Genomic DNA, 23,361 nt, shown 5'->3' on the forward strand with positions numbered 1-23,361 from the left:
CTATGAACAGCAAACGTCTTCTTCCTCTGTGTGGCCTGATCTGCGCCACCGCCATGCTGGGCGCTTGCGTGGGTCAGGGCAGCAGCAACGCTGCCAACGAAAGCATGTATCTTGAGCAGCGCGTGCAGGAACACGATACCCTGCTGCGCCAGATGCAGCCTGCCCAGGCCGAAGTCTGGAACCAGGTGCAGGCCATGCGCCAGGAACTGAACACCCTCAAGGGCCTGGTGGACGACCTGAAGAACGTGGGCGGTGCCGCTGCCCTGGCTGAACGCGTGCGTGCCCATGATGCCGCCCTGCGCCAGGTGGAGACCAGCATGGCCCTCAACCTCAACCTGGGCGAGCCCATGGCCGCCGGTGGGGCCGCTCCGGCCCATGCCGCCGCGCCCCAGGCCAATGCGCCCCTGTTCCAGCCCCAGCAGAACCCCTATGCCGCGCCCGCCGCTGGTGCCGCTGCCGGTGCAGCAGCCGGTGCCGCCGCCGGTCTGGCTACCGGCCCTTACGGTGATGCCGCCGCTGCTCCTGCCGCCGCTCCGGCCGCTGCGGGCAGCACCTGGGGCCAGCCCACGCCCCAGCCCGAAGCCAAGCCCGCTGCGAAGAAGGACATCTCGCTGGCCCTGTATGACGCCGGCCTCAATGCCTTCCAGGCCCGCAAGTACGATGAGGCCCAGCGTTCTTTCGCCGACTTCATGAAGAACTATCCCACGCACAGCATGGCTCCCGACGCGCAGTACTATCTGGCCGAGTGCTACTTCCAGCGCAACCAGTTCCCTGACGCCGCCCTGGCCTACGACACGGTCATCACCAAGTTCTCCAAGAGCAACCGTACTCCGGGCGCTTACCTGAAGCAGGGCATCTGCTTCAGCAAGATGAACCAGAAGGCCGCCGCCAAGGCCCGCATGAACGAGCTCATCAAGAAGTACCCCAACTCGCCCGAAGCGGCCCGTGCCAAGAACTTCCTCAAGACCAACAAGTAAGGCACGCGCCTGACAGATATGAAAAAGCCGGTGGCCAAAGCCACCGGCTTTTTTTATGTCCGCCGTCCGGGGAAGCTCGCGAACGGTCGACCGCTCCGCTGCGGCTCTCCCGTCCGGGCAGGGATGCGGACAGACCATCGTGCCCCGCCGCCCCTCGCACAGAGCCCGCCGGGCAACTGCCCTGGCCGGGATGGCATGGCAGTATCCCGGGCCCCCAAAAGACGAAGGGCCCCGTTGCCGGGGCCCTGTCTGGTGCGTTTGGTGTGGAGGTTTATGGGTTTGAGGAGGGAATGAAGAAGAAAGGTTCGTTATGACGTCAAAGCTGTCTACTGGCCCAGTTCGTGGCGCAGCCAGCTCTTGATGGCGGGGGTGGGTTCGCTGATGCCGCGCCACTTGCCGTGCACGGATTCGTATTCGGACAGCAGGTGGTGGGGAAGCGGCATGGTGAACAGGTCTTCAGCGTTTTCGGAGTTGCGGCGCACCAGGCGGATGACGGGTTCCTTGCCCCAGCTGTCCACCACAAAGTAGTGGGACACATCTTCCTTGGAGCGCACGGGCGGATATTCGGAGTGCCAGTCGTTATTGCCCCATTCGAGGTACATGGTCACGGCGTGTTCAGGGCTCAGGTTCCAGGAAATATCATAAAGAGCATAATCTTGCAGGCGGTTCATATACTCCTCCATGTGCTTTTTTTGAATAGTAATGATTCTTAATTAAAAAATCAATACCTAGCGCAAAAATAAGTAATATTTTTTTATTCTCAAATCATTCCAGCGTATTGGAAGATGAAGATTGGCGCAAAAAGCTGTTTTTCCGCGCCGTCCGCCCTTTATCCACGGGCTTGGGCCGTGTATGCTTGCTCCTGCGCCGGACCGATCCGGCACCGCAGACAAAGGAGTCAGTATGGACGTCAACAAGGTTTTGCAGGAACTCAAGGCCCGCCCCGGCTTCACCGACCATGTGGGCATGATGCTGGTACACAATGGCGTTGTCCGCGGCTGGTCGCGCAAGGATCATGCGCCGGTCAGCTCCATCACCGTCAGCCATGACCAGGCCAAGATGGACGCCATTTGTCATGAGATGGAGCAGCGCCCCGGCATCTTCGCCATCGTGGCCCAGGCCAATGGAGGGGAATTGCAGCCCGGTGACGACCTGCTCCTGCTGGTGGTGGCCGGTGACATCCGCGAGAACGTCAAAGCCACCTTTGCCGAGCTGCTGGACCGCATCAAGTCCGAAGCCGTCATCAAACAGGAACACGGCCCGGAAGCCTAGACCGGTGCCGTTCAGGGAGGAGCCCCTCTGCCCTGCTGCCGCATCCGCACGGAACCGCGGCCGCCCTTGCCCGCAAGGACGATGGTGACAGCGGCAGAAGCTTCGGATGCCCGTGGCTGCCCGTATCGCCCGCAGTTTCCTGCCTCAACAGGCAGGGCCTGCGGGCAAGCTTTTTTCAAGAAGAGGCCCCTGTCTTAACGGGGAAGCCCCTCCCTCCTGCTCTTCCCTTCCCCTTGGCCTTCCCCTTGATCTTCCCCGGCCCGGCTCTTCCCGCAGACAGGCAAGTCCGGCCCTGCCCAACGAAGATCCCGCTCCCGCTGGGCAGCCTGCTGCAGCTTTTCCCCACAGCCCTCCCCCGCCCCAGCTGGTCGCCAGACGCGCTTTCTCCTGTCCGTGAGGGCATTTTTCCCCCTCGGTGCATTGCCAAAGCCGTGTTTTGACCTTACTTCTACGGCATGCGCGACCGTTTGTGACGCCCGGCCCCCGGTGCCGGGCCCTTTCACGCACGGCCCGTCCGTTTTTTTCAGGATGCACACGGTCGCGCGCCTGCCCCGGGGCAGGCCATCCCGCCAAACGAGGAGAACGCATGTTCGGTTTCATTTTCAAAAAGATTTTCGGCAGCAAGAACGACCGCTACCTGCGCCGCCTGCGCCCCATCGTGGCGCGCATCAACGCGCTCGAACCCCAGATGCAGGAACTGGCCGACGAGGACTTCGCCCAGCGCATGGCGGAATACCGCCAGCAGGTGCAGGCCGGTGAACGCACCCTGGACGACCTTCTGCCCGAAGTCTTCGCCCTGGTCCGCGAAGCCTCCCGCCGTGTCATGGGCATGCGCCACTATGACGTGCAGCTGGTGGGCGGCATCGTGCTGCACCGCGGCAAGATCGCCGAAATGAAGACCGGTGAAGGCAAGACCCTGGTGGCCACCCTGCCCGTGGCCCTCAATGCCCTTTCCGGCAAGGGCGTGCATGTGGTGACCGTCAACGACTACCTGGCCACCCGCGACGCCCAGTGGATGGGCAAGCTCTACAACTTCCTGGGCCTTTCCGTGGGCGTCATCGTCAACGGTCTCGACGACCAGGCCCGCAAGGAAGCCTACGGCGCCGACATCACCTACGGTACCAACAACGAGTTCGGCTTCGACTACCTGCGCGACAACATGAAGTTCTACGCCACGCAGCTGGTGCAGCGCGGCCACAACTTCGCCATCGTGGACGAAGTGGACTCCATCCTCATCGACGAGGCCCGTACCCCGCTCATCATCTCCGGCGCTTCCGACGAAAGCGTGGGCATGTACCGCGCCATGGACCAGATCGTGCGCCAGCTGGGCCCCGAAGACTACACCGTGGACGAGAAGGCCCGCACCGCCATGCTCTCCGAGGAAGGCGTGGCCCACTGCGAAGCCCTGCTGCATGTGGACAACCTCTTCGACCCGGCCAACATCACCCAGCAGCACTGCATCCTGCAGGCCCTGAAGGCCCATCACGTCTTCAAGCGCGACGTGGACTACATCGTGCAGAACGACAAGGTGGTCATCGTGGACGAGTTCACGGGCCGCCTCATGGACGGCCGCCGCTATTCCGACGGTCTACACCAGGCCCTGGAAGCCAAGGAAAACGTCACCATCGCCGCCGAGAACCAGACCCTGGCCTCCATCACCTTCCAGAACTATTTCCGCATGTATGACAAGCTGGCGGGCATGACCGGTACGGCCGATACCGAAGCCGTGGAATTCCACCAGATCTACAATCTGGAAGTGGTCTCCATCCCGCCCAACAAGCCCATGCAGCGCAAGGACTACCCCGACCTCATCTACCGTACCCGCAAGGAAAAGTACGATGCCATCATCGAGGCCATCCGCGAGCTGTACGAAAAGGGCCAGCCCGTGCTGGTGGGCACCATCTCCATCGAGACCTCGGAAATGCTCTCCCAGCGCCTGAAAAAGCTCAACATCCCGCACAGCGTGCTCAACGCCAAGCAGCACGCCCGTGAAGCCGAGATCGTGGCCCAGGCCGGCCAGAAGGGCCATGTGACCATCGCCACCAACATGGCCGGCCGCGGTACGGACATCGTGCTGGGCGAAGGCGTGCTGGAACTGGGCGGCCTGCACATCCTGGGCACCGAACGCCACGAGAGCCGCCGTATCGACAACCAGCTGCGCGGCCGTTCCGGCCGTCAGGGCGACCCCGGTTCCTCCCGCTTCTACCTCTCGCTGGAAGACGACCTCATGCGCCTGTTCGGCTCCGACCGCATCAGCGGCCTCATGGAGAAGCTGGGCCTCAAGGATGGTGAAGCCATCGAGAACACCATGGTCACCCGCGCCGTGGAAAGCGCCCAGAAGCGCGTGGAAGCCCACCACTTCGAGATCCGCAAGACCCTGCTGGATTACGACAACGTCATGAACCAGCAGCGCGAGGTCATCTACACCCTGCGCCGCGACATGATGGTGGAAGAAGATCTGGAACCCGTGCTGAGCGAGTTCCGCAACGATATCCTGGACGATGCCTACACGCCGCTGGAGCAGGCCGATACCGATACGGCCATCGAGCTGCGCAAGGCCCTGCAGGCCCGTCTGGCCGACGTCTTCAACCTGGGCCGCGTGCTGGCGGCCGATGCTCCCGTGCCCGACCGTGCCGGCTGTGAGGAATGCATCCACCAGATCTTCCAGCAGCTGCGCGAAGAAGCCGGTCCCCTGTACCAGGACATCCTGCGCTACTTCCTGCTGGAAGAACTGGACCGCACCTGGAAGGAACATCTGCGCAACATGGACGCCCTGCGTGACGGTATCGGCCTGCGCGGTTACGGCCAGAAGGACCCCAAGCTGGAATACAAGCGTGAAGGCTTCGAGATGTTCCAGTCCATGCTCTTCCAGATCCGCGAAGGCGTGTTCCGCGCCCTGACCCGCGTGCATGTGCAGCCTGCCGAACCCGCCCCTGCCGAGGACGCCGTGGAAGAGGGCAATGCCCCGGCCGAAGCTCCGCAGCAGGAAGCCCCCAAGGCCAAGCCCACCCTGAGCCTGCGCCACAAGGAGAACGACGACCTGGCCTACTCCGGCAGCCAGACCACGGATGCCGGCAACCAGCCCGCCAAGGCCAAGCCCCGCGTGGGCCGCAACGATCCCTGCCCCTGCGGCAGCGGCAAGAAGTACAAAAAGTGCTGCGGCATGGGCAAAGTCTAGCCGCTCCTGACCATCACTGACGAAAAAAGCGGGACCCTCTCAAGAGGGCCCCGCTTTTTTGCATCCGCCGACAGTGGAAGATCTACGGCAGAGAGATACGGCCAGAATAACCAGAGGCACGGGAACGGGAAGGGCACAGCATGGCCGCGCAGGACGCTCCCGCCATGAAGACGCTACCCACCGAGCCCGTTGCACGTACGGGCCGCATGAGGCTCACGGAAAGAGGGGTGAGCCTCCTCAAGCCCCCCTTTGCCTTGGGCCTTTCAACGCAACTCTCCGTTGTATTCCAATGAAATAAAGGATACCAGCACACATCCCCAAAGAAGGATGCCCGCCGCATGAGCCAGCGCCCATCTGAAAAAGCGCGCTGGGGAAAGGATGGGGCTTGGGGAAAGGGAAAAAACTCGCGCGAGCAGCGACCGAAGGCGGCCGCAGGCCGTGCCCGTTAACGACGAAGGAGCGTTACGGGCATCGACAGCGGAGATGAGGGGTTTCCCTTCCCCCACAAACAAACTGCGGACAGGTCGCCACGCCCTAGCAGGGCAGGCCGCGCCGGGCGCGCATCTCGCGCAGCTCTTCCAGCACGCTGTAGGGCACGCGCAGGGAGCCGTAGCCCTTGCCCAGACGGATACGCGGCTTGTTGGTACCGTGATAGTCCGAGCCGCCGCTGACGCCCAGGCCGTAATGGCGGGCCAGCTCCAGGCAGCGCCGGGAAGCGGCCTCGGAATGTTCGCTGTGATAGGCCTCGATGGCCGTGAGCCCGCAGGGCAGGAGGCGTTCGATGAAGGCTTCCAGCCAGCCCTCGGGCAGCTTTTGCAGCATGGGGTGGGCCAGGCAGACCGTGGCCCCCAGAGAAGAGAGGACTTCCACGGCCTCTTCGGGCTGCAGGACTTCCTTGGGCAGGTAGGCGCGGCCGTAATAGCCCAGATATTCCTTGAAGGCCTCGCTGACGTCCTTCACGTAGCCCTTGCGGACCAGCACGGCAGCGATGTGCGGGCGCCCCACGCTCTCGCCGCGGGCCTCGTGCAGCACTTCGTCGAGCTCGATCTCCACGCCCAGGCCCTGGAGCTTTTCCACGATGCGGACGTTGCGCTCGCTGCGTTTGCGGCGCAGATACTGGAGCCTGTCCTGCAGGGGAGCCAGATCCCGGGGCAGCCACAGGCCGAGCACATGCATCTCGCCCAGCTCCGTACTGGTCGACAGTTCGCATCCACGCACGAATTCCAGCCCCAGGTCACGGGCTGCCGCCTCGGCTTCGTCCAGGCCGGAGACCGTATCATGATCGGTCACCGCCACCGCCGCCAGCCCCTGGATCTGGGCATTACGCACGAGCTGCCCGGGGCTGTCCGTTCCGTCAGAGGCCTGTGAATGCGTATGTAAATCAATGAATTGCATGCTTTCATCCCTGACAGTTATCTTTTTCTTTTCAAGTAAACTACGACTTTATGAAAAAAAAGCAAGCTGCGCACTCCCGTGGCAAGGTGCGCAGGGCCCGTCAGGTCACGCTTTCCCGCAGGTCGTCCCGGAAGCTTTGTCTTGAAGAACGGACGGCAAAAAGCTATGCTTTTGCCCTCGCAAAACAGGGGGCCGCTGTCCCCAAAGACAAGGAAACATCATGATGAACACACAGGAACTGCTGCAGATTCTGGCCTGCCCCCGCTGCATGGGCTCTCTGGAGCCCCTGCCCTCTGCCGAGCATCCCGAAGGCCTGGCCTGCCCGGCCTGCAACGTGGTCTATCCCGTGCGTGACGATATCCCCATCATGCTGGTGGACGCCGCTGTGGAGCGCGCCCGCTGGGATGAGGAACACAAAGGCTAGGGCCGTCCATGCGTCTGCTCATCGCTTCCGACCTGCACGGCTCGCTGGACAGCCTGCGCTTCCTCTGTGATACGGCCCAACGCCTGTCGCCCGACATGCTGGTGCTGCTGGGCGACCTGGTCTACCACGGTCCGCGCAACCCCCTGCCCGGCGGCTATGACACCCGCTCCGTGCTGGAAGAACTGGACCGCCTGAACCATCTGCCCTGCCCGGTCACGGCCGTACGCGGCAACTGCGACGCCGAAGTGGACATCATGCTCACGCCCTTCGCCGTTTCGGAAAATGCCTGGATAGAGGCCGACGCCCTGCGCATCTTCGCCAGCCACGGCCACCGTCTGCCGGAGAACCCGCCTCTGCCGGGTTTTGCCCCGGGCACGGTCATCCTGCGCGGCCATACCCACATCCCGCGCGGCGAGAGCCTGGACGGCCTGCACTTCTGGAACCCCGGCTCCCTCAGCCTGCCCAAGGGCGGATTCCCCCGCAGCTACGGCCTGTATGAGGACGGCTGCTTCCACGTCTATGACATGGAAGGCAAGGAACTGCTGCGCCACTGGCCCCGCCAGAACTGGCCCCATCAGGCGGGCCGATGAACACGGCCCCGCTCCAGCCCCTTTTCCTCCTGCGGCCCGGCATCCGGCTGGTGCTGGCTTCGGCCTCGCCGCGACGCCGCCAGTTCATGGATGAATGGGGCCTGCCCTATACCATCGTCCGTCCCACCGGGGTGGAACCGCGCCCCGAACACGGGGAAACGCCCGCCGCCTACGCCCTGCGTGCCGCTACGGCCAAAGCGCGGGCCGTGGCCGCCTCGGCGGATGCCGGGGCCGACGACCTGATCCTGGCCGCCGACACCGTGGTGGCCCTGGGCCACGACATCCTGGGCAAACCCGCTGACGATGCGGACGCCCTGGACATGCTGCGGCGCCTTTCCGGCCGCGAGCATGAGGTCATCACCGGCGTCTGCTGCCTTTTCCCCGACGGGAGCAGCGCGGGCTTTGCCGATACCAGCGCCGTCCGCTTCCATGCCTGGCCTGAAGACGTTCTCCGCGCCTATGTGCGCAGCGGCGAACCGGCCGACAAGGCCGGGGCCTACGCCATCCAGGGCCAGGGGGCCTTTCTGGTGGAAAGCGTACACGGTTCCTGGTCCACGGTGGTGGGCCTGCCGGTGAGCCGTCTTGCCGCCCTCCTGCTGGAGGGAGGCTGGATGCGCCCCGTGGACTGATCCTTGCGCCATCTCCATCCTGCTTTTCAGGGCGGTCTCGTCATGAGGCCGCCCTTTTCATTTTCCGGCCGCGCTGCCGGTCATTTTCTCTGCCGCCATGCATTTTTTACACAAAAAGCAGGCTCTCGTTCCGAATATGGAAAAAATTTTAAAAAAAATTTCATAAAAAATCGTTCCAGATTGGGATTTTTTTCACTATTCAGCATTCCCATGCATACCGGTGCCTGCTGCCGTTTTGTTGCACTCTGTTTCAGCTCCTTGTCCCTTTTTTCTCCACGATGACTGGTAGCACAAACAGTTTTCCGGCCCTTGACGCCCGTAAGAAATCACTTTACGCCGGTAGCATGGATGATTTTCCACTGTTGTTTGCAGTCTTAAGCTTATGGAGTTGCCATCATGTCCCAGGAACGGATTACCACTCTCTTAACCGAGAAGCGTAGCTACCTCCCCCCCGAGCACGGCAAGTCGTCCGCGTGGATCTGCGGTCAGGACGAAGCCGACGCCATCTGCCGGCGAGCTCTGGAAGACCCCAATGACTTCTGGGGTGCACGCGCATCGCAGCTGATCCACTGGTTCAAGCGCTGGGACAAGGTACTGGAGGCCGACGAAGCGCGGCACAAGTACAGATGGTTCACCGGCGCCAAGCTCAATGCCGCCTTCAACTGCATCGACCGCCACCTGATCTCCGGCCGCCGCAACAAGGCCGCCCTCATCTGGCAGGGCGAAAAGGAAATGGACGTGCGCTGCTTCACCTACCAGATGCTCTATACCGAGGTCTGCCGTGTGGCCCACGCCCTGAGCTCCCTGCACATCAACAAGGGTGACCGTGTGGCCCTGTACATGCCCATGATCCCCGAGCTGGTCATCGCCATGCTGGCCTGTGCCCGCATCGGCGCCATCCATACGGCCATCTTCTCCGGCTATGCCGAAGGCGGCGTGCGCAGCCGTATCCAGGGCTCCAAGGCCAAGGTCGTCATCACCGCCGATGCCGCCATCCGCGCCGGCAAGATCAAGCCCCTCAAGGCCAACCTGGACCCCATCCTGGAAAAGTGCCCCTCCGTGGCCCACGTGGTGGTGGTGAACCACGCCGACCTCTACGACGTGAAGATGACCCCCAACCGCGACATCTGGTGGCATGACCTCATCGAGGACTTCACCCTGGACGTGGACTTCCCCTGCGAGCCCATGGACGCCAACGACACGCTCTTCCTGCTGCATACCAGCGGCAGCACCGGCAAGCCTACGGGCATCATGCACTCCACGGGCGGCTACCTGACCTATGCGGCGCATACCACGCAATGGGTCTTCGACATGCGCGACGACGACGTCTACTGGTGCACGGCCGACATGGGCTGGATCACCGGCCATACCTACGGCGTGTACGGGCCGCTGGCCCTGGGCGCCACCGTGGTGATGTTCGAAGGCGTGCCCACATGGCCAAAGCCGGACCGCTACTGGCGCATCGTGGAAAAATTCCGCGTCAACATCCTCTACACGGCCCCCACGGTCATCCGTTCCCTCATGCGTCTGGGCGAAGCCTGGGCCGAACGCTATGACCTCCGCACCCTGCGCATCCTGGGCTCCGTGGGCGAACCCATCAACCCCGAAGCCTGGCACTGGTACCACAAGAACATCGGCGGCAGCGAGCTGCCCATCGTGGATACCTGGTGGCAGACCGAGACCGGCGGCGCCATGATCAGCCCCCTGCCCTACGCCACCAAGCTCAAGCCCGGCTCGGCCTCGCGGCCCCTGCCCGGCATCGACGCGGCCGTCATGGGCGGCAGCGCCACCCGTGACGAGGAAGACGGCGACGGCTCCACCCGCAGCGGCCATCTGGTCATCCGCAAGCCCTGGCCCGGCATGATGCAGGGCGTGTACAACGACGAAGAAAAGTACCAGTCCTACTTCTCGCGCTTCGGCTGCTATGAGTCCGGCGACGGCGCCGAAGTGGACGAGGACGGCTACTTCTGGATCCTGGGCCGCGTGGACGATTCCATCAACGTTTCCGGCCACCGTCTCTCCACCGCCGAGATCGAGGCCGTGCTGGCCTCCTGCCCCGAAGTGGCGGAAGCCGCCGTGGTGCCCATGCCCCATGCCCTCAAGGGAGAAGGCATCTACGCCTACGTCGTCACCCGTGACGAAGTGCCCTGGAGCGACGACGTGCGCAAAAAGCTGCGCGACACCGTGCGCCGCGACATCGGCGCCCTGGCCTCCCCCGAATACATCCAGTTCGTGGAAGCCATGCCCAAGACCTGCTCCGGCAAGGTCATCCGCCGCATGCTGCGCAAGATCGCGGGCAACGTCTATGACGACCTGGGCGATACCACGGCCCTGGCCAAGCCCGAAGTGCTCGACCACATCATCGTCGGTCACCGCAACCTGCTGCAGGGCCAGCACGAGACGGCCAACCTGCCCGACGAGGACCAGCCCAAGGAATAGGCTCTCCCCCGCTCCCTGATACGAAAAAAGACCACCCGCCGACGGGTGGTCTTTTTTTGTCCGCAGCCTCCTGCGGGCTCCTTTCCCTTGCGGAGCGGCCGGCCCCCCAGGCCGCAACGACCGCCCCCAAGGTTCAGGAATCGTTGCCGCGTCCCTCCGCACGCGTCTCCCGCAGCATGCGCCAGAACTGGCGGCATTCCTCGGGATAGGAAGCCATCAGGAAACACAGGGCCAGGACCACCAGAGCCAGCAGACACAGGGCCAGGCAGACGATCTGGGCCAGGGCCAGCAGGGCGACCAGGGCCGCCAGCAGGCCCGTTCCCCAGACCGCCAGCCGCCGGATACCCGTGGCCAGCAGGGCTTTCCACCGGGGGACGGCCGCCCCCGAAGCAGCGGGCAAAGCCGCATTCCCGTCGGAAGGACGCTCCATGTGACGATCCTTACAGGGCCTTGCGGCGCTTCCAGACGTGGTCGGCCAGCAGGGCGCTGAACACGGCGCCGGTCAGCACATGGGCCGTTTTGTTGCCGGCAAAGCCCAGCACCACCGATGCCCCCAGCGCACCGAGCATGATGCGCATGGCCAGTTTGCGCCCGCTGAGCTTTTTGGTCGCGGGCCGTGCGGGGACAGCCAGGTCCCCTGTAGCGAGACAGGCTTCTTCCATAAGATCACTCCTGGGGTAACAGGTTAAAATGAAAAGATAAAAAATTTTACATACAGGTCAAAAGAAAAATGAAAGTGATTTTCTTTTTTCTTGACACTCATCCTAGTTTACGCCATGCTTCTTTGCAAGCCCGGAGTAGCGGTTCGACATGCCGGATCAGCCGCCCCCCAAGCCCGGTCGGGATCGTCCCGGCCGGATCGCACTGCGCAGGTATGCCGGTCCCTGCTCCGGGCCCGTACCAGCAAAGGAGAAGATCATGAGCGACATCATCAGCCTTCGTCAGATGCAGATCGGCCAGAGCGGCAGGATCGCCACGGTGGAAGCCCTTGGAGAAATGGGCCGCCGCATCCGGGACATGGGCCTGATCCCCGGGACCACCGTTTCCGTCGTGGGCCGCGCGCCCCTCAAAGACCCCGTTGCGCTGCGCCTTTCCGGCGTGACCGTCACCCTGCGCAACAGCGAAGCCGACCACATCACCGTCGACGTCTCCAACTAGCCCCTCTCTTCTCCCAATCGTGCGTTTTTTGCTGTCCGGGCCGTGCCAGAACATGGCCCGGATGGCCCTCTGTATCCTTTTACCTGTGCAAACGGAGGCACAAGCATGAACAACGGTCTGAAATACGGTCTCTTTTTCCTGGGTGGTCTGGCGCTGGGCGTCGTGGGCACCGTTGCCGTCACCCGCGGCAAGCTCGATCTCAAACCCCTGGCCACCGATCTGGTGAGCCGCGGCATGGACATGAAAGACGCCATCATGAGCAAGGTGGAAGCCGTCAAGGAAGATATGGAAGATCTGGCCGCCGAAGCCCGTCAGGCCGCTGACAAGCGCAAGGCCGAAGCTGCCGATCCTCAGGCCTAATGAGGGCACGCGCATGCGCTTTTTTCTGGTTCATGAACTGAGCTGCTCCAACGGGGCCGGACGGCTGCGTGCGCGTGCCTGCCGCCCCATGACACAGGTGCAGGCCGAGATCCTGGCCGATACTCTGGATGCCATCGACGGCGTGGAAGGCGTGCGGGTCAATCCCCGCGTGCCCAGCGTCCTCGTGCTCTACCGGCATGCGCAGGCCCGGCAGGACGTGCTCCGCTCCCTGGCTGCCCAGGACGCCGGTGCCCTCAATGACGGCAGCGTCCTGGCCACCCTGACCCAGGAGCTGGAAAGCAGCCTCGAACGGCACGCTTCCGGCAGCCGCCTGCCGGCCCATGATGAGGACGAGATGGGGGCCCACGGTTTCGGCCCCCTGATGCGCTTCCTCTTCGTCCGTCCTTTCCTGCCGTTCAAGCTGCGTGTGGCCAGCAGTGTCATGGGAGCCCTTCCCTTTTTGCGAAAGGGCCTCGCCTCGCTCCTCCAGGGCAAGCTCAATGTCGACGTACTGGATGCCGCGGCCATCGGTGTTTCCCTGCTGCGGCGCGACTTCCGTACCGTCACCGTGCTGACCCTGCTGCTGGGACTGGGCGAGGCCCTGGAATACTGGACGCGCCGCCGCTCCATGGACAGCCTGACCGAGAGCCTGGCGCTCAACGTGGATACCGTCTGGGTACTGGCCGATGGTGTGGAGACCAGCGTCCCGCTCTCCGATGTGCGTGAAGGCGATCTGGTCGTGGTCCGCGACGGCGGCTCCATCCCTGTGGACGGTATCGTCGAGGACGGCGAGGCCGTGGTCAACCAGGCCAGCATGACCGGCGAGCCCTTGGGCGTGGCCCGCAGCAAGGGCGCTGCCGTCTACTCGGGCACGGTGGTGGAGCAGGGACATCTCGTCATCCGCGCCACCCATGTGGGCGACGGCACCCGCCTCAAGCAGGTGGTGCGCTTCATCGAAGAGTCCGAGGCCCTCAAGGCCGGCATCCAGGGCAAATTCGAACGCATGGCCGACATGGCCGTGCCCTTCACCTTCGCCCTGGCGGGCCTTGTGTGGCTCATCACCCGCAACCCCATGCAGGCGGCTTCCGTGCTGCTGGTGGACTACTCCTGCGCCCTGCGTCTTGCCACCCCGCTGGCCGTGCTGGCCGCCATGCGCGAAGGCGCGCGTCACGGCGTGGTCATCAAGGGCGGCCGTTTCCTGGAGGCCCTTTCCGAAGCCGATACCGTGGTCTTCGACAAAACGGGCACCCTCACCAACGCCAGCCCCCATGTGGTGGAGGTCATCCCCGCCGCCGGTCATGACCGGGACGAGGTCCTGCGCCTTGCGGCCTGCCTTGAGGAGCACTTCCCCCATCCTGTGGCCCGCGCCGTTGTCCGCTGCGCGCAGGAAGAAGGCCTGCAGCATGAGGAAGAGCACGCCCAGGTGGAATATGTGGTGGCCCACGGCATCGCCTCCACCCTGTACGGCAAGGCCGTGCGTGTGGGCAGCCGCCACTACATCGAATGCGACGAAGGCATCGACCTTTCGCCCCTGGAGGCGGAGATCGACGCCCAGGCCCGGATGGGACGCTCGCTGCTCTATCTGGCCATCGACGGCAAGCTGGCCGGGTTCCTGGCCATCGAGGACCCCCTGCGTCCCGAATGCCCGCAGGTCCTCAAGCAGCTCGAAGAGCTGGGCTTCCGCCGCATCCTCATGCTCACCGGCGACGACGAGCGTACCGCCCGTGCCGTGGCCGGCAAGCTGGGCCTCAAGGAATACCGTTCGCAGGTCCTGCCCGCCGACAAGGCAGACGTCATCGCCGACCTCACCGCCCAGGGCTGCAAGGTCCTCATGGTGGGCGACGGCATCAACGACGCTCCTGCCCTGTCCGCCTCCCATGTGGGCGTGGCCATGTGCGACGGCGCCGACCTGGCCCGCGAAGTGGCCAATGTGCTGCTCACCCGGCCGGACCTCAGCGGGCTCATCACGGCCCGGCTGCTGGGCAGGGCCACCCTGCGGCGCATCCACATCAACTTTGCGGCCACCATGCTGCTCAACAGCATGTTCCTGGCCGGGGGCCTGTTCATGATCCTGACGCCCGGCGTCTCGGCTCTGTTGCATAACCTGACGACCCTGGGCGTGACCCTCAATGCCATGCGGCCGCATCTGCCCGGTCGCCACGCCCGTCAGCTGGAGGCCGCCTGATGCTCGACAGCCTGCGCTTCGTGAAATATGTCCGCAGCTTCATGGACGGACGCGTGCGCGTCCGGCACCCTGCCCTGCGTGACGCCGCCATCGCCGGCAAGGCCCGCGCCGCCCTCCTGCGTGTGGACGGTGTGCGGGACATAGAGCTCAACCCCCTGAGCGGTTCGGCCCTCATCCTGTATGACAGCACCCGGCTGTCGCAGGACAGGCTCATCGAGACCGGCTGCCGCTGGGCCGACTGGCTGGACAAAGCCGCACGCGGCCAGGCAGGCGAGATGCCGCCCTTGTAGGAATGACAGACACTCCGGGGGAGAGACTCTTTGCAAACAAAAGCTCTCTCCCCCGGGCCCCTCTCCCCAAAAACTTTCAGGTACGGGCACAGGTCCCCGTCGCTGCCTCGTAGTTAGGGACATCCCGGCCTGACGGGGGCCCCATCCAGATCGCTTCCTCCCTTGGAGCCCCCGTAAAAAAAGGACGCCGCCATGGCGTCCTTTTTTCATAATGCGCGGTGGGGAAGCGATCCCCTTACGGTGGGGGAAAGAGACTTCCCTCCCGGGAAACTCCCTCCCTGAGCTTAACCGTTTTGCTGCAGCCAGCCGTCCAGCACGGCCAGGTTCTCGGCAAAGTTGGCGCGGCCGTAGCCCATGCGCACATAGGGCGCGTCCATGTCATAGACATTGCCGGGCAGGAGCAGCACACCGGCCGACTGGGCCAGGTGTTCGCAAAAAGCCAGTGCGGAACCGAAGCGGGCCACGAAGTCCGGCCTCAGGCCATGGAAAGCGATGGGACCGGCCTGGGGCGGATTGTGGAGGAACACGTGGTCGTAACGGGCAAAGAAGTCGGCGGCGATCCGGCGATTACGGGCGATGATCTCCCGGTTGCGGGCCAGGACGGCCGGGCCGTGCTTCAGCGCGATGCGGGCCAGGGCTTCGGAAGGCGTGGGGCAGCAGATGCTGAGATAATTCTTGTAGCGGCTCAGGGCGCCGATGGCGTCCCGTTCCTGCGAGGCGATCCAGCCCACACGCAGGCCGGGCAGGCCGTATGCCTTGGAGAGCACGCCCACGGAAAAGGCCCGTTCGTAGATGTCGCAAAAGGCCGGGGGCACGGCATCCGGCGCTTCCAGGCCCCGGTAGACCTCATCGGCCAGGATGCGCAGGCCGTGGCGGCGGGCCAGCTCGCAGATGCGCTGCCGCTCGTCGGCGGACAGGGCGTAGCCGGTGGGATTGTTGGGCGTGTTCAGCACCAGCAGACGCGTCTTGGGCGTGATGAGCCGCTCCAGCTCGTCAAGGTCGCAGTACCAGCCGTCCTCGCCCTGATGCAGGGGCCAGAGGGAGAGCTCGCAGCCCGCGGCCCGCGCCACCTCGTACAGGGACTGGTAGGTGGGGAACTGGCAGATCACATGCTCGCCCGGCTCCACCAGCACGTTGAGCGCCCCGAAGATGGCCTCCTGCGCGCCCACGTGCAGCAGCACGTTTTCCGGACCGCACTGCGTGTACAGGCCGGAGACCGCCTCCCGCAGGGCCGGAGCACCGTCGTTCTCGCTGTAGCCCAGCCAGGTGTCCAGAAAGCCTTCCTGTGCGCCCGGCTCCAGAGCCAGCAACTCGCGGATGCTCAGGGACTCGCAGTCCGACTGCGCCAGCAGATACGGCGCGCTGAATTCATACCGTCCAAAAAAGATCTCCAGTCCGAAGTCCCTGATTTTCATGTTCCCTCCACAGGCTGTCTCTTTGGCGACACTGTCGCCGTCCCAGCATAGGAGCCCCCATGCGGGCCGTCAATCCGCGGAGTGAAAATGAAGGACTTGCGGAGGCAGAAACAGGGCGCAGAAAAAGCTCCTGTCCGGATCAGGAGGACAGGAGCCCTCCGGACAGGGAATCATCAAGGGAGGTGGGGCCTTCCACAGCGCCGCCCTTTCCGTACAAAACACGCCGGCAGGAAGGCCGCAAGGATGACGGCCGCAAGGGCCATGCCCCCGGAAGGCCGCGACATGGCCCGGCCCCCCTCCTGCGGAAAGACAGTCCCTAGCCCTGACGGCAAAGCGCCGTCAGCAGGGCCGCCTTGCGTTCGCCGTAGCGCAGCCGCCACCAGCGCCGGCGCCAGCGCAGACGGGCCCGGTCGAGGCAGAGGTAGACCACGGGCGTGGTGTACAGGGTGAGCAGCTGGCTCACCAGCAGGCCGCCCACGATGGTGATGCCCAGGGGCTGGCGGATCTCGGCGCCGTCGCCCTGCCCCAGGGCCAGCGGTACGGCCCCCAGGATGGCGGCGGCCGTGGTCATCATGATGGGACGGAAGCGCAGGCGGCAGGCCTCGTGGATGGCCTCGCGCGGGGGCAGGTTGCGGGTGCGCGCGGCCTCGATGGCAAAGTCGATCATCATGATGGCGTTCTTTTTGACGATGCCGCAAAGCAGCAGCACGCCGATGAGGGCGATGACGCTGAACTCCATGCCGCAGGCCCGCAGGGCCAGCAGGGCCCCGATGCCCGCCGACGGCAGGGTGGAGAGGATGGTCAGCGGATGGATGAGGCTCTCGTAAAGCACGCCCAGCACGATATAGAGCGCGGCCAGGGCCGCCAGGATGAGCAGCACCTGCTCCCTGACCGTATCGCTGTACATCTTGGCCGTGCCCTGGAAGCTGCCCACGATGGTGGACGGCATGCCGATGCGCACGCGCGCCTCGTCGATGGCCGCCTGCGCCTGTGAAAGGGACGCGCCCTCCGCCAGGTTGAAGGACAGGGTCACGGCCGCGAACTGGCCCTGATGGGCCACGGAAAGGGGCGCGAAGGCCGGTGAGACCTCGGCCACGCCCAGCAGAGGCACGGCCCCGTCCTTGCCCGGCAGCCAGACCTTGCCCAGCGAATCCTCGCCTTCCAGCCAGGGCAGGGCATATTCCAGCACTACGCGGTACTGGTTCTTTTCCTCATAGATGGTGCTGACCTGACGCTGGCCGAAGGCATTGCTCAGGGCCGCGTCCACGTCCTTCATGGTCAGGCCCAGCCGGGCCAGAGCGTCACGGTTGATGGTCAGCAGGGTCTGCAGGCCCCGTTCCTCGATGTCGCTGTCCACGTCCTTGAGGATGCGGATGCCCGCGAACTCCTGCTGCAAACGCCGTCCCCAGCGGCGCAGGCTGTCCAGGTCGTCGGCCTGCAAGGTGTACTGGTACTGGGAGCGGGAGCTGCGCCCGCCCATCATGATGTCCTGCGCGGCCTGCAAAAAGATCTGGAGCCCCGGTTCCGAGGACATCTTGCCGCGCAGACGGCCGATGACCTGCTGGGCGCTGATGCCGCGTTCCTCCAGCGGCTTGAGGGAGATGAACACGCCCCCGCCGCCGCGGCCGCCCGAGATGTGGGCCGAGACCTGGTCCACGGCCGGATCGGCGCTGAGGATGCGCACCAGCCGGGCCAGCTTGACTTCCATGTCCTGAAACGAGGCGCTCTGATCAGCGCGGATGCCGCCCATGATGACGCCCGTATCCTGCTGGGGAAAGAAACCCTTGGGCACCACGACGTACATCCAGACATTGGCCGCCACCACCAGCAGGAGCGCGGTCAGGGTCAGCTTCCAGTGATCCAGCACCACATAGAGGCTGCGGGAATAGCCCTCCTGCATGGCGGACAGGAAGCGGCCCCACAACCGTCCCACATGGGTGAATATCCCCTGCCGTCCGCCCTCTTCCGCCCGCAGGCGGGCACTGCGGCGGGCGAGCTCTTCATCGAAAGGCCGCAGCAACGTGGCGCACATCATGGGCGTGGTGGTCAGGGAGACCACCATGGAGACCAGCACGGCCGTGGCCAGCACCACGGAGAACTCGCGGAACAGGCGTCCCACCACGCCGCCCATGAACAGGATGGGGATGAAGACCGCCACCAGCGACAGGGAAATGGAGATGACCGTAAAGCCCACCTCGCGCGCACCGCGCAGGGCGGCCCGCAGGGGCTTTTCGCCCATCTCCAGACGGCGCACGATGTTCTCCAGCACCACGATGGCGTCGTCCACCACAAAGCCCGTGGCCACGGTCAGGGCCATGAGCGAAAGGTTGTCCAGCGTGTAGCCGCACAGATACATGACCCCGAAGGTGCCGATGAGCGATACCGGCGCGGCCACGGCCGGGATGCTGGTGGCGCGGCCGTTGCGCAAAAAGAGGAAGACCACCAGCACCACCAGGGCCATGGACAGCAGCAGGCTCTTCTCCACCTCGTGCAGCGAGGCCCGGATGGTCTGGGAGCGGTCCATGCGCACGGAAAGATCCGCGCTTTCGGGCAGCCAGGAGCGCAGCTGCGGGATCATGGCCTTCACCCTGTCCACGGTCTCGATGATGTTGGCCCCGGGCGAACGGAACACGATGAGCAGGATGGAGGGCTTGCCGTTGGAAAGGGCCATCTGGCGGATGTCCTGGCTGGAATCCGTCACCGTGGCCACGTCGCCCAGACGGATGACGACACCGCCGCGCTCGGCCACGATGACCTTGCGGTACTGGGCAGCGGTGCGCAGCTGGTCGCTGGCCACCACGGTCCAGGAGGTGCTTTCGTTCTCCAGATGCCCCTTGGGCAAAAAGGCATTGGCCCCGGCCAGGGCCGCACACACGTCTTCCATGCTCAGGCCCGTGCGGTGCAGGGCATCGGGCGAGATGTCCACGCGCACGGCAGGCAGGGCGCCGCCGCCCACGGTCACTTCGCCCACCCCGGCGATCTGGCTGATCTTCTGGGCCAGCACCGTGGACGCGGCATCGTAGAGCTGGGTGCGGCTCAGGACGTCCGAGGTGACGGACAGGATGAGGATGGGCGCGCCCGACGGGTTCACCTTGCGGTAGGTGGGGTTGGACGGCATGGTGGGCAGGGTGGAACGGGCGGCGTTGATGGCCGCCTGCACGTCACGGGCCGCGCCGTTGATGTCCCTGTCCAGGTCGAACTGGAGGATGACGCGCGTGGAGCCCAGGCTGCTGCTGGAGGTCATCTCGGTCACCCCGGCGATGCGGCCCAGGGCCCGTTCCAGCGGCGTGGCCACGGTGGAGGCCATGGTCTCGGGGCTGGCCCCGGGCATGTTGGCCTGCACCCTGACCACGGGGAAGTCCACTTCGGGCAGGGGCGCCACGGGCAGCAGGAAAAAAGCCACCATGCCCGCCAGGGTCACGGCGATGGTCAGCAGCGTGGTGGCCACGGGCCGGCGGATGAAGGGCGCGGAAAGGTTCAGGGGGATGAATTCCGGCCCGAAGCGCTTGCGCCGTTCCCCGGCCAGAGCCAGATCCTGCCCTTCATGGGCGTGGCGGCTCTCCCGGCCGGATGCGGCGGCCCGGGGCGTCTCCTCAGGCCTGCTCATGACCGGCCTCCCCGCCACGGCGGCCCAACTTCTCGGCCAGACGCGCGAACCAGATATAGATGACAGGCGTGGTGAACAGGGTCAGCACCTGGCTGACGATGAGGCCGCCCACCATGGTCACGCCCAGCGGACGGCGCAGTTCCGCGCCCATGCCCCAGCCGATCATCAGCGGCAGGGCCCCCAGCAGGGCCGCCATGGTGGTCATGAGGATGGGCCGCAGACGCAGCAGACAGGCTTGCCGGATGGCGGCCTGCGGATCCTTGCCTTCCTGCCGTTCGGCCTCCAGGGCAAAGTCGATCATCATGATGGCGTTCTTTTTGACGATGCCGATGAGCAGGATGATGCCGATGATGCCCACCACGCCCAGTTCCATGCCGCAGAGCATGAGGGCCAGCGTGGCGCCGATGCCCGCCGACGGCAGGGTGGACAGGATGGTCACGGGATGGATGTAGCTTTCGTAGAGCACGCCCAGCACGATGTACATGGTGACCACGGCGGCCAGCAGCAGCCAGACCTGATTGTCCGTGGACGAGGCAAAGGCATGGGCCGCTCCTTGGAACTGGCAGCGCAGGGACGAAGGCAGCTCCAGGGAAGCAAGGGTCTCCTCCACCGCACTCACGGCCGCCCCCAGGGAGGAGCCTTCGGCCACGTTGAAGGAGATGGTGGCCACCGGGAACTGGCCCTGCCGCATGGTGGCAGGGCGCGCGGAGCGTTCTTCCATGCGCACCAGGGCCGAAAGCGGGATGGGCTTGCCCTCGCTGCCCTTGACGTAGATCTTTTCGATGTCGTCCGGGCCGCGCCGGAATTGCGGGGCGCTTTCCAGCACCACCTTGTACTGGTTTGTCTGGGTGAAGATGGTGGAGATCAGGCGCTGCCCCAGCGCGTCATAAAGGGCATTGTCGATGACGTCCATGCTCACGCCCAGACGGCTGGCCGCATCGCGGTCGATGTCCAGCCAGAGCATGCGGCCCCGGCCCAGCAGGTCGCTGGTCACATGGCTCAGCTCCGGCCGCGCCCGCAACGTCGCCAGGATGTCCGGGATGCGCCCTTCCAGCTGGGCGTCGCTGAGGGCCTCCACCGAAAGCTGGTACTGGGTGCGCGAGACGCGGTCCTCCACGGTCAGGTCCTGCACGGGCTGCAGGAACAGATCCATGCCCGGCAGGCTGTCGGCCCGTTCCATGAGGCGCCGGGCGATGGCCGGGGCGCGGTGGTCGCGCTCTTCCAGCGGCTTGAGGTCGATGGTCAGGCGCGAGGTGGCCAGACTGGGGTTGATGCCGTCCACGCCCACGAAGAACGCCACCCGGGCCACGGCCGGATCGGCCAGCAGCACGTCGGAAAGTTCTTTCTGGCGCCGGGCCATGGCCGCAAACGAGGTATCCTGCGGGAATTCCGCGATGCCCTGGATGACGCCCGTGTCCTGCGTGGGGAAAAAGCCCTTGGGCACCAGCGCGTACATGGCCACGCTCAGCAGCAGGGTCCCCACGGCCACGGCCAGGGTCAGGCGCTGGTGGGCCAGCACCCAGTCCAGCTTGCCTTCATACCAGCGCAGCAGGGCCGGGAAGAAATTGCCCTCCCCTTCCTTGTGCCGCTCCGGCCGCAGCATGACCGCGCAGAGCATGGGCGTCAGGGACAGGGAGATGACGGCCGAGATGAGGATGGTCACGGCCAGCGTGACCGCGAACTCGCGGAACAGGCGCCCGGCCACGTCGCCCATGAACAGCAACGGGATGAGCACGGCCACCAGCGACAGGGTCAGGGAGATGATGGTGAAACCGATCTGCCCGGCCCCCACGAGGGCGGCCTGCAGGGGCTTGTAGCCGTTTTCCAGATAGCGGCTGATGTTCTCGATGACCACGATGGCGTCGTCCACCACGAAACCGGAGGCGATGACCAGGGCCATGAGGGTCAGGTTGTTGAGCGAGAAACCCGCCAGATACATGACGCCCAGCGAGCCCACCAGCGACAGGGGCACGGCCAGGGCCGGGATGATGGTGGCCTGCACGTTGCGCAGGAAGATCCAGATGACGGCGATGACCAGGACCACGGCCAGCACCAGTTCCAGCTGCACGTCGTGCACCGTGGCCCGGATGGTGGTGGTGCGGTCCGTCACCACCTGCACCCGCACATGCCCGGGCAGGGCCTGCTGCAGCTGCGGCAGCAAACGGGTGATGCTGTCGGCCACGGTGATGACGTTGGCGCCGGGCTGGCGCTGGATGGAGAGGACGATGGCCGGGCGGAAGCCCTGCTCCCCGTCGGCCACATAGGCGGCCAGACGGGCGTTCTCCGCGCCCTCCTCCACGGTGGCCACATCTTCCAGACGCAGGGGCGCGCCGTTGCTGTAGCCGATGATGGTCCGCGCGTATTCCTCGGCCGAGGCCAGCTGGTCGTTGGCGTCGATGGTGCTGGTGCGCTGGGGCCCGTCAAAGCTGCCCTTGGCGTCGTTGACGTTGGCCGAAGCGATGGCCGAGCGCACGTCGGCCATGGTCAGCCCGGCCGAGGCCAGGGCCGAGGGATTGACCTGCACCCGCACCGCGGGCCGCTGCCCGCCCGACAGGGTCACCAGGCCCACGCCGGTGATCTGCGAAATCTTCTGCGCCAGCCGGGTGTCCACCAGGTCTTCCAGCCGGGTCAGGGGCATGGCGTCACTGTAGACCGCCAGCGTCATGATGGCCGGGTCAGCCGGGTTGACCTTGTTGTAGACCGGCGGGTTGGGCAGATCAGATGGCAGCAGGTTGTCCGCCGCGTTGATGGCGGCCTGCACCTCCTGCTCGGCCACGTCCAGCGGCACGGAAAGGTCGAACTGCAAGGTGATGACCGAAGCCCCGGCCGAAGACAGGGAGGTCATCTGCACAAGGCCCGACATGGTGCCCAGTTGCCGTTCCAGCGGCGAGGTGACCACCGCGGCCATGACCTCGGAGGACGCGCCGGGGTACAGGGTCTGCACCTGGATGGTGGGGTAGTCGATCTGCGGCAGGGCCGCCATGGGCAGATAATGATAGGCCAGCAGCCCGGAAAGGAGCAGGGCCACCATCAGCAGCGAGGTGGCGATGGGCCGGAGGATGAAGATGCGGGAAATGTTCATGGAGCTGCTCGTCTGTCTTCTGGAAACGGCGACGGGACCGTCAGCGGGAAACGGCGGTCCCCTGCCCTGCGAAAGGACGGGAGGCCGGGAAAGGAAGGGGGAAAGGGCCTGCCGCTGCCCCAGGGGGCAGGAGCACGGCAGCGCCAACACCGCCCCCGGCAGGAGCACGGCAAGGGAAGGGATGCCCGGCGGCCCCTGCACCGCGCTTTCACCGCATGACCTTTTTGCCAAGGGGCGGGCGGGAAAGCGCGCCGGGAAAGGGATCGAACCGGAGGAAAGGGACCATGCCGCACGCCCGCGTCACCGGATGGCGGCTGCAAGGCGCAGCGTCACGGGCATCGGCAGCCGTGTCGGGATCCC

Annotated in this window: 18 protein-coding genes; 11 read left to right on the plus strand and 7 right to left on the minus strand. The window is 65.1% G+C overall.

The window, feature by feature from the left end:
* The first annotated feature begins 2 nt into the window (after window positions 1-2).
* A complete protein-coding gene (ybgF, locus tag ACQRAG_RS04930; protein ID WP_168934512.1) occupies window positions 3-977 on the plus strand; it encodes a tol-pal system protein YbgF in 975 nt (324 codons plus the stop codon).
* A 326-nt stretch (window positions 978-1,303) separates the two neighbouring features.
* Here ybgF and ACQRAG_RS04935 read toward each other — a convergent pair whose 3' ends face one another.
* Entirely contained in the window at window positions 1,304-1,648 is a 345-nt protein-coding gene (locus tag ACQRAG_RS04935) for a DVU0772 family protein (protein ID WP_168934513.1), read from the minus strand.
* Window positions 1,649-1,880: 232 nt separating this feature from the next.
* Between ACQRAG_RS04935 and ACQRAG_RS04940 the strand changes: the two genes are divergently transcribed.
* Both ACQRAG_RS04940 and secA read left to right on the plus strand, forming a co-directional pair.
* Window positions 1,881-2,249, plus strand: a complete 369-nt coding sequence (locus tag ACQRAG_RS04940; protein ID WP_168934514.1) for a molybdenum cofactor biosynthesis protein MoaE — start codon at window positions 1,881-1,883, stop codon at window positions 2,247-2,249.
* Window positions 2,250-2,835: 586 nt separating this feature from the next.
* The gene (secA, locus tag ACQRAG_RS04945; protein ID WP_168934515.1) at window positions 2,836-5,427 is read left to right on the plus strand and encodes a preprotein translocase subunit SecA; all 2,592 of its coding nucleotides are present in this window, start codon (window positions 2,836-2,838) and stop codon (window positions 5,425-5,427) included.
* A 534-nt stretch (window positions 5,428-5,961) separates the two neighbouring features.
* Here secA and ACQRAG_RS04950 read toward each other — a convergent pair.
* A complete protein-coding gene (locus tag ACQRAG_RS04950; protein ID WP_204673873.1) occupies window positions 5,962-6,822 on the minus strand; it encodes a PHP domain-containing protein in 861 nt (286 codons plus the stop codon).
* Window positions 6,823-7,042: 220 nt separating this feature from the next.
* On the opposite strand from ACQRAG_RS04950, the gene ACQRAG_RS04955 reads away from it, so the two are divergent.
* The 4 genes from ACQRAG_RS04955 (at window position 7,043) to acs (ending at window position 10,904) form a co-directional block, all read left to right on the plus strand.
* Complete coding sequence (locus ACQRAG_RS04955) at window positions 7,043-7,246, plus strand: Trm112 family protein (RefSeq protein ID WP_006006155.1); 204 nt, start codon at window positions 7,043-7,045, stop codon at window positions 7,244-7,246.
* An 8-nt stretch (window positions 7,247-7,254) separates the two neighbouring features.
* Window positions 7,255-7,836, plus strand: coding sequence for a phosphodiesterase (yfcE, locus tag ACQRAG_RS04960; protein WP_168934518.1), 582 nt, complete (start codon window positions 7,255-7,257; stop codon window positions 7,834-7,836).
* Entirely contained in the window at window positions 7,833-8,465 is a 633-nt protein-coding gene (locus ACQRAG_RS04965) for a Maf family nucleotide pyrophosphatase (RefSeq protein WP_168934519.1), read from the plus strand. Before yfcE ends, ACQRAG_RS04965 begins: the two co-directional genes overlap by 4 nt.
* 396 nt (window positions 8,466-8,861) lie before the next feature.
* A complete protein-coding gene (gene acs, locus ACQRAG_RS04970) occupies window positions 8,862-10,904 on the plus strand; it encodes an acetate--CoA ligase (RefSeq protein WP_006006145.1) in 2,043 nt (680 codons plus the stop codon).
* Between the two features lie 133 nt (window positions 10,905-11,037).
* Here the strand turns inward: acs and ACQRAG_RS04975 are convergent, their stop codons facing one another.
* Together ACQRAG_RS04975 and ACQRAG_RS04980 are read right to left on the minus strand one after the other, a co-directional pair.
* Window positions 11,038-11,334 carry a hypothetical protein gene (locus ACQRAG_RS04975; RefSeq protein WP_204625184.1) on the minus strand — a complete coding sequence of 99 codons (297 nt, stop codon included), beginning with the start codon at window positions 11,332-11,334 and terminating at the stop codon, window positions 11,038-11,040.
* 10 nt (window positions 11,335-11,344) lie between these two features.
* The gene (locus ACQRAG_RS04980) at window positions 11,345-11,566 is read right to left on the minus strand and encodes a hypothetical protein (RefSeq protein ID WP_168934521.1); all 222 of its coding nucleotides are present in this window, start codon (window positions 11,564-11,566) and stop codon (window positions 11,345-11,347) included.
* A gap of 256 nt (window positions 11,567-11,822) precedes the next feature.
* On the opposite strand from ACQRAG_RS04980, the gene ACQRAG_RS04985 reads away from it, so the two are divergent.
* The 4 genes from ACQRAG_RS04985 (at window position 11,823) to ACQRAG_RS05000 (ending at window position 14,897) form a co-directional block, all read left to right on the plus strand.
* The gene (locus tag ACQRAG_RS04985) at window positions 11,823-12,062 is read left to right on the plus strand and encodes a FeoA family protein (protein ID WP_168934522.1); all 240 of its coding nucleotides are present in this window, start codon (window positions 11,823-11,825) and stop codon (window positions 12,060-12,062) included.
* A 105-nt stretch (window positions 12,063-12,167) separates the two neighbouring features.
* Complete coding sequence (locus ACQRAG_RS04990; protein WP_168934523.1) at window positions 12,168-12,422, plus strand: DUF6110 family protein; 255 nt, start codon at window positions 12,168-12,170, stop codon at window positions 12,420-12,422.
* A 13-nt stretch (window positions 12,423-12,435) separates the two neighbouring features.
* Window positions 12,436-14,607 (plus strand): heavy metal translocating P-type ATPase, encoded by a 2,172-nt coding sequence (locus ACQRAG_RS04995; protein ID WP_168934524.1) that lies wholly within the window; start codon window positions 12,436-12,438, stop codon window positions 14,605-14,607.
* Window positions 14,607-14,897: an HMA2 domain-containing protein gene (locus ACQRAG_RS05000; protein WP_168934525.1), complete on the plus strand. Its 291-nt coding sequence runs from the start codon at window positions 14,607-14,609 to the stop codon at window positions 14,895-14,897. Before ACQRAG_RS04995 ends, ACQRAG_RS05000 begins: the two co-directional genes overlap by 1 nt.
* Before the next feature lie 284 nt (window positions 14,898-15,181).
* Here ACQRAG_RS05000 and ACQRAG_RS05005 read toward each other — a convergent pair whose 3' ends face one another.
* The 3 genes from ACQRAG_RS05005 to ACQRAG_RS05015 all read right to left on the minus strand — a co-directional run bounded on the left by ACQRAG_RS05005 (window position 15,182) and on the right by ACQRAG_RS05015 (window position 23,001).
* A complete protein-coding gene (locus tag ACQRAG_RS05005) occupies window positions 15,182-16,312 on the minus strand; it encodes an aminotransferase class I/II-fold pyridoxal phosphate-dependent enzyme (protein ID WP_204673877.1) in 1,131 nt (376 codons plus the stop codon).
* 316 nt (window positions 16,313-16,628) lie between these two features.
* Entirely contained in the window at window positions 16,629-19,919 is a 3,291-nt protein-coding gene (locus ACQRAG_RS05010; protein WP_427803666.1) for an efflux RND transporter permease subunit, read from the minus strand.
* On the minus strand, window positions 19,906-23,001 hold the full coding sequence (locus ACQRAG_RS05015) for a multidrug efflux RND transporter permease subunit (protein WP_427803667.1): 3,096 nt from the start codon (window positions 22,999-23,001) through the stop codon (window positions 19,906-19,908). Before ACQRAG_RS05015 ends, ACQRAG_RS05010 begins: the two co-directional genes overlap by 14 nt.
* Window positions 23,002-23,361: the final 360 nt, after the last annotated feature.

It is taken from the genome of Desulfovibrio sp. SGI.230 (assembly GCF_050313065.1).
Classification (GTDB): domain Bacteria; phylum Desulfobacterota; class Desulfovibrionia; order Desulfovibrionales; family Desulfovibrionaceae; genus Desulfovibrio.

What these genes read in the sequence shown, in the direction of transcription:
- ACQRAG_RS04995 (WP_168934524.1), top strand. Translation starts at nt 12,436, where the DNA reads ATGCGCTTTTTTCTGGTTCATGAACTGAGCTGCTCCAACGGGGCCGGA.
- secA (WP_168934515.1), top strand. Translation starts at nt 2,836, where the DNA reads ATGTTCGGTTTCATTTTCAAAAAGATTTTCGGCAGCAAGAACGACCGC.
- ACQRAG_RS04975 (WP_204625184.1), bottom strand. Translation starts at nt 11,334, where the DNA reads ATGGAGCGTCCTTCCGACGGGAATGCGGCTTTGCCCGCTGCTTCGGGG.
- ACQRAG_RS05010 (WP_427803666.1), bottom strand. Translation starts at nt 19,919, where the DNA reads ATGAGCAGGCCTGAGGAGACGCCCCGGGCCGCCGCATCCGGCCGGGAG.
- ACQRAG_RS04980 (WP_168934521.1), bottom strand. Translation starts at nt 11,566, where the DNA reads ATGGAAGAAGCCTGTCTCGCTACAGGGGACCTGGCTGTCCCCGCACGG.
- ACQRAG_RS04955 (WP_006006155.1), top strand. Translation starts at nt 7,043, where the DNA reads ATGATGAACACACAGGAACTGCTGCAGATTCTGGCCTGCCCCCGCTGC.
- ACQRAG_RS04935 (WP_168934513.1), bottom strand. Translation starts at nt 1,648, where the DNA reads ATGAACCGCCTGCAAGATTATGCTCTTTATGATATTTCCTGGAACCTG.
- ACQRAG_RS05005 (WP_204673877.1), bottom strand. Translation starts at nt 16,312, where the DNA reads ATGAAAATCAGGGACTTCGGACTGGAGATCTTTTTTGGACGGTATGAA.
- ACQRAG_RS05015 (WP_427803667.1), bottom strand. Translation starts at nt 23,001, where the DNA reads ATGAACATTTCCCGCATCTTCATCCTCCGGCCCATCGCCACCTCGCTG.
- ACQRAG_RS04965 (WP_168934519.1), top strand. Translation starts at nt 7,833, where the DNA reads ATGAACACGGCCCCGCTCCAGCCCCTTTTCCTCCTGCGGCCCGGCATC.
- acs (WP_006006145.1), top strand. Translation starts at nt 8,862, where the DNA reads ATGTCCCAGGAACGGATTACCACTCTCTTAACCGAGAAGCGTAGCTAC.
- ACQRAG_RS04990 (WP_168934523.1), top strand. Translation starts at nt 12,168, where the DNA reads ATGAACAACGGTCTGAAATACGGTCTCTTTTTCCTGGGTGGTCTGGCG.
- ybgF (WP_168934512.1), top strand. Translation starts at nt 3, where the DNA reads ATGAACAGCAAACGTCTTCTTCCTCTGTGTGGCCTGATCTGCGCCACC.
- yfcE (WP_168934518.1), top strand. Translation starts at nt 7,255, where the DNA reads ATGCGTCTGCTCATCGCTTCCGACCTGCACGGCTCGCTGGACAGCCTG.
- ACQRAG_RS05000 (WP_168934525.1), top strand. Translation starts at nt 14,607, where the DNA reads ATGCTCGACAGCCTGCGCTTCGTGAAATATGTCCGCAGCTTCATGGAC.
- ACQRAG_RS04950 (WP_204673873.1), bottom strand. Translation starts at nt 6,822, where the DNA reads ATGCAATTCATTGATTTACATACGCATTCACAGGCCTCTGACGGAACG.
- ACQRAG_RS04985 (WP_168934522.1), top strand. Translation starts at nt 11,823, where the DNA reads ATGAGCGACATCATCAGCCTTCGTCAGATGCAGATCGGCCAGAGCGGC.
- ACQRAG_RS04940 (WP_168934514.1), top strand. Translation starts at nt 1,881, where the DNA reads ATGGACGTCAACAAGGTTTTGCAGGAACTCAAGGCCCGCCCCGGCTTC.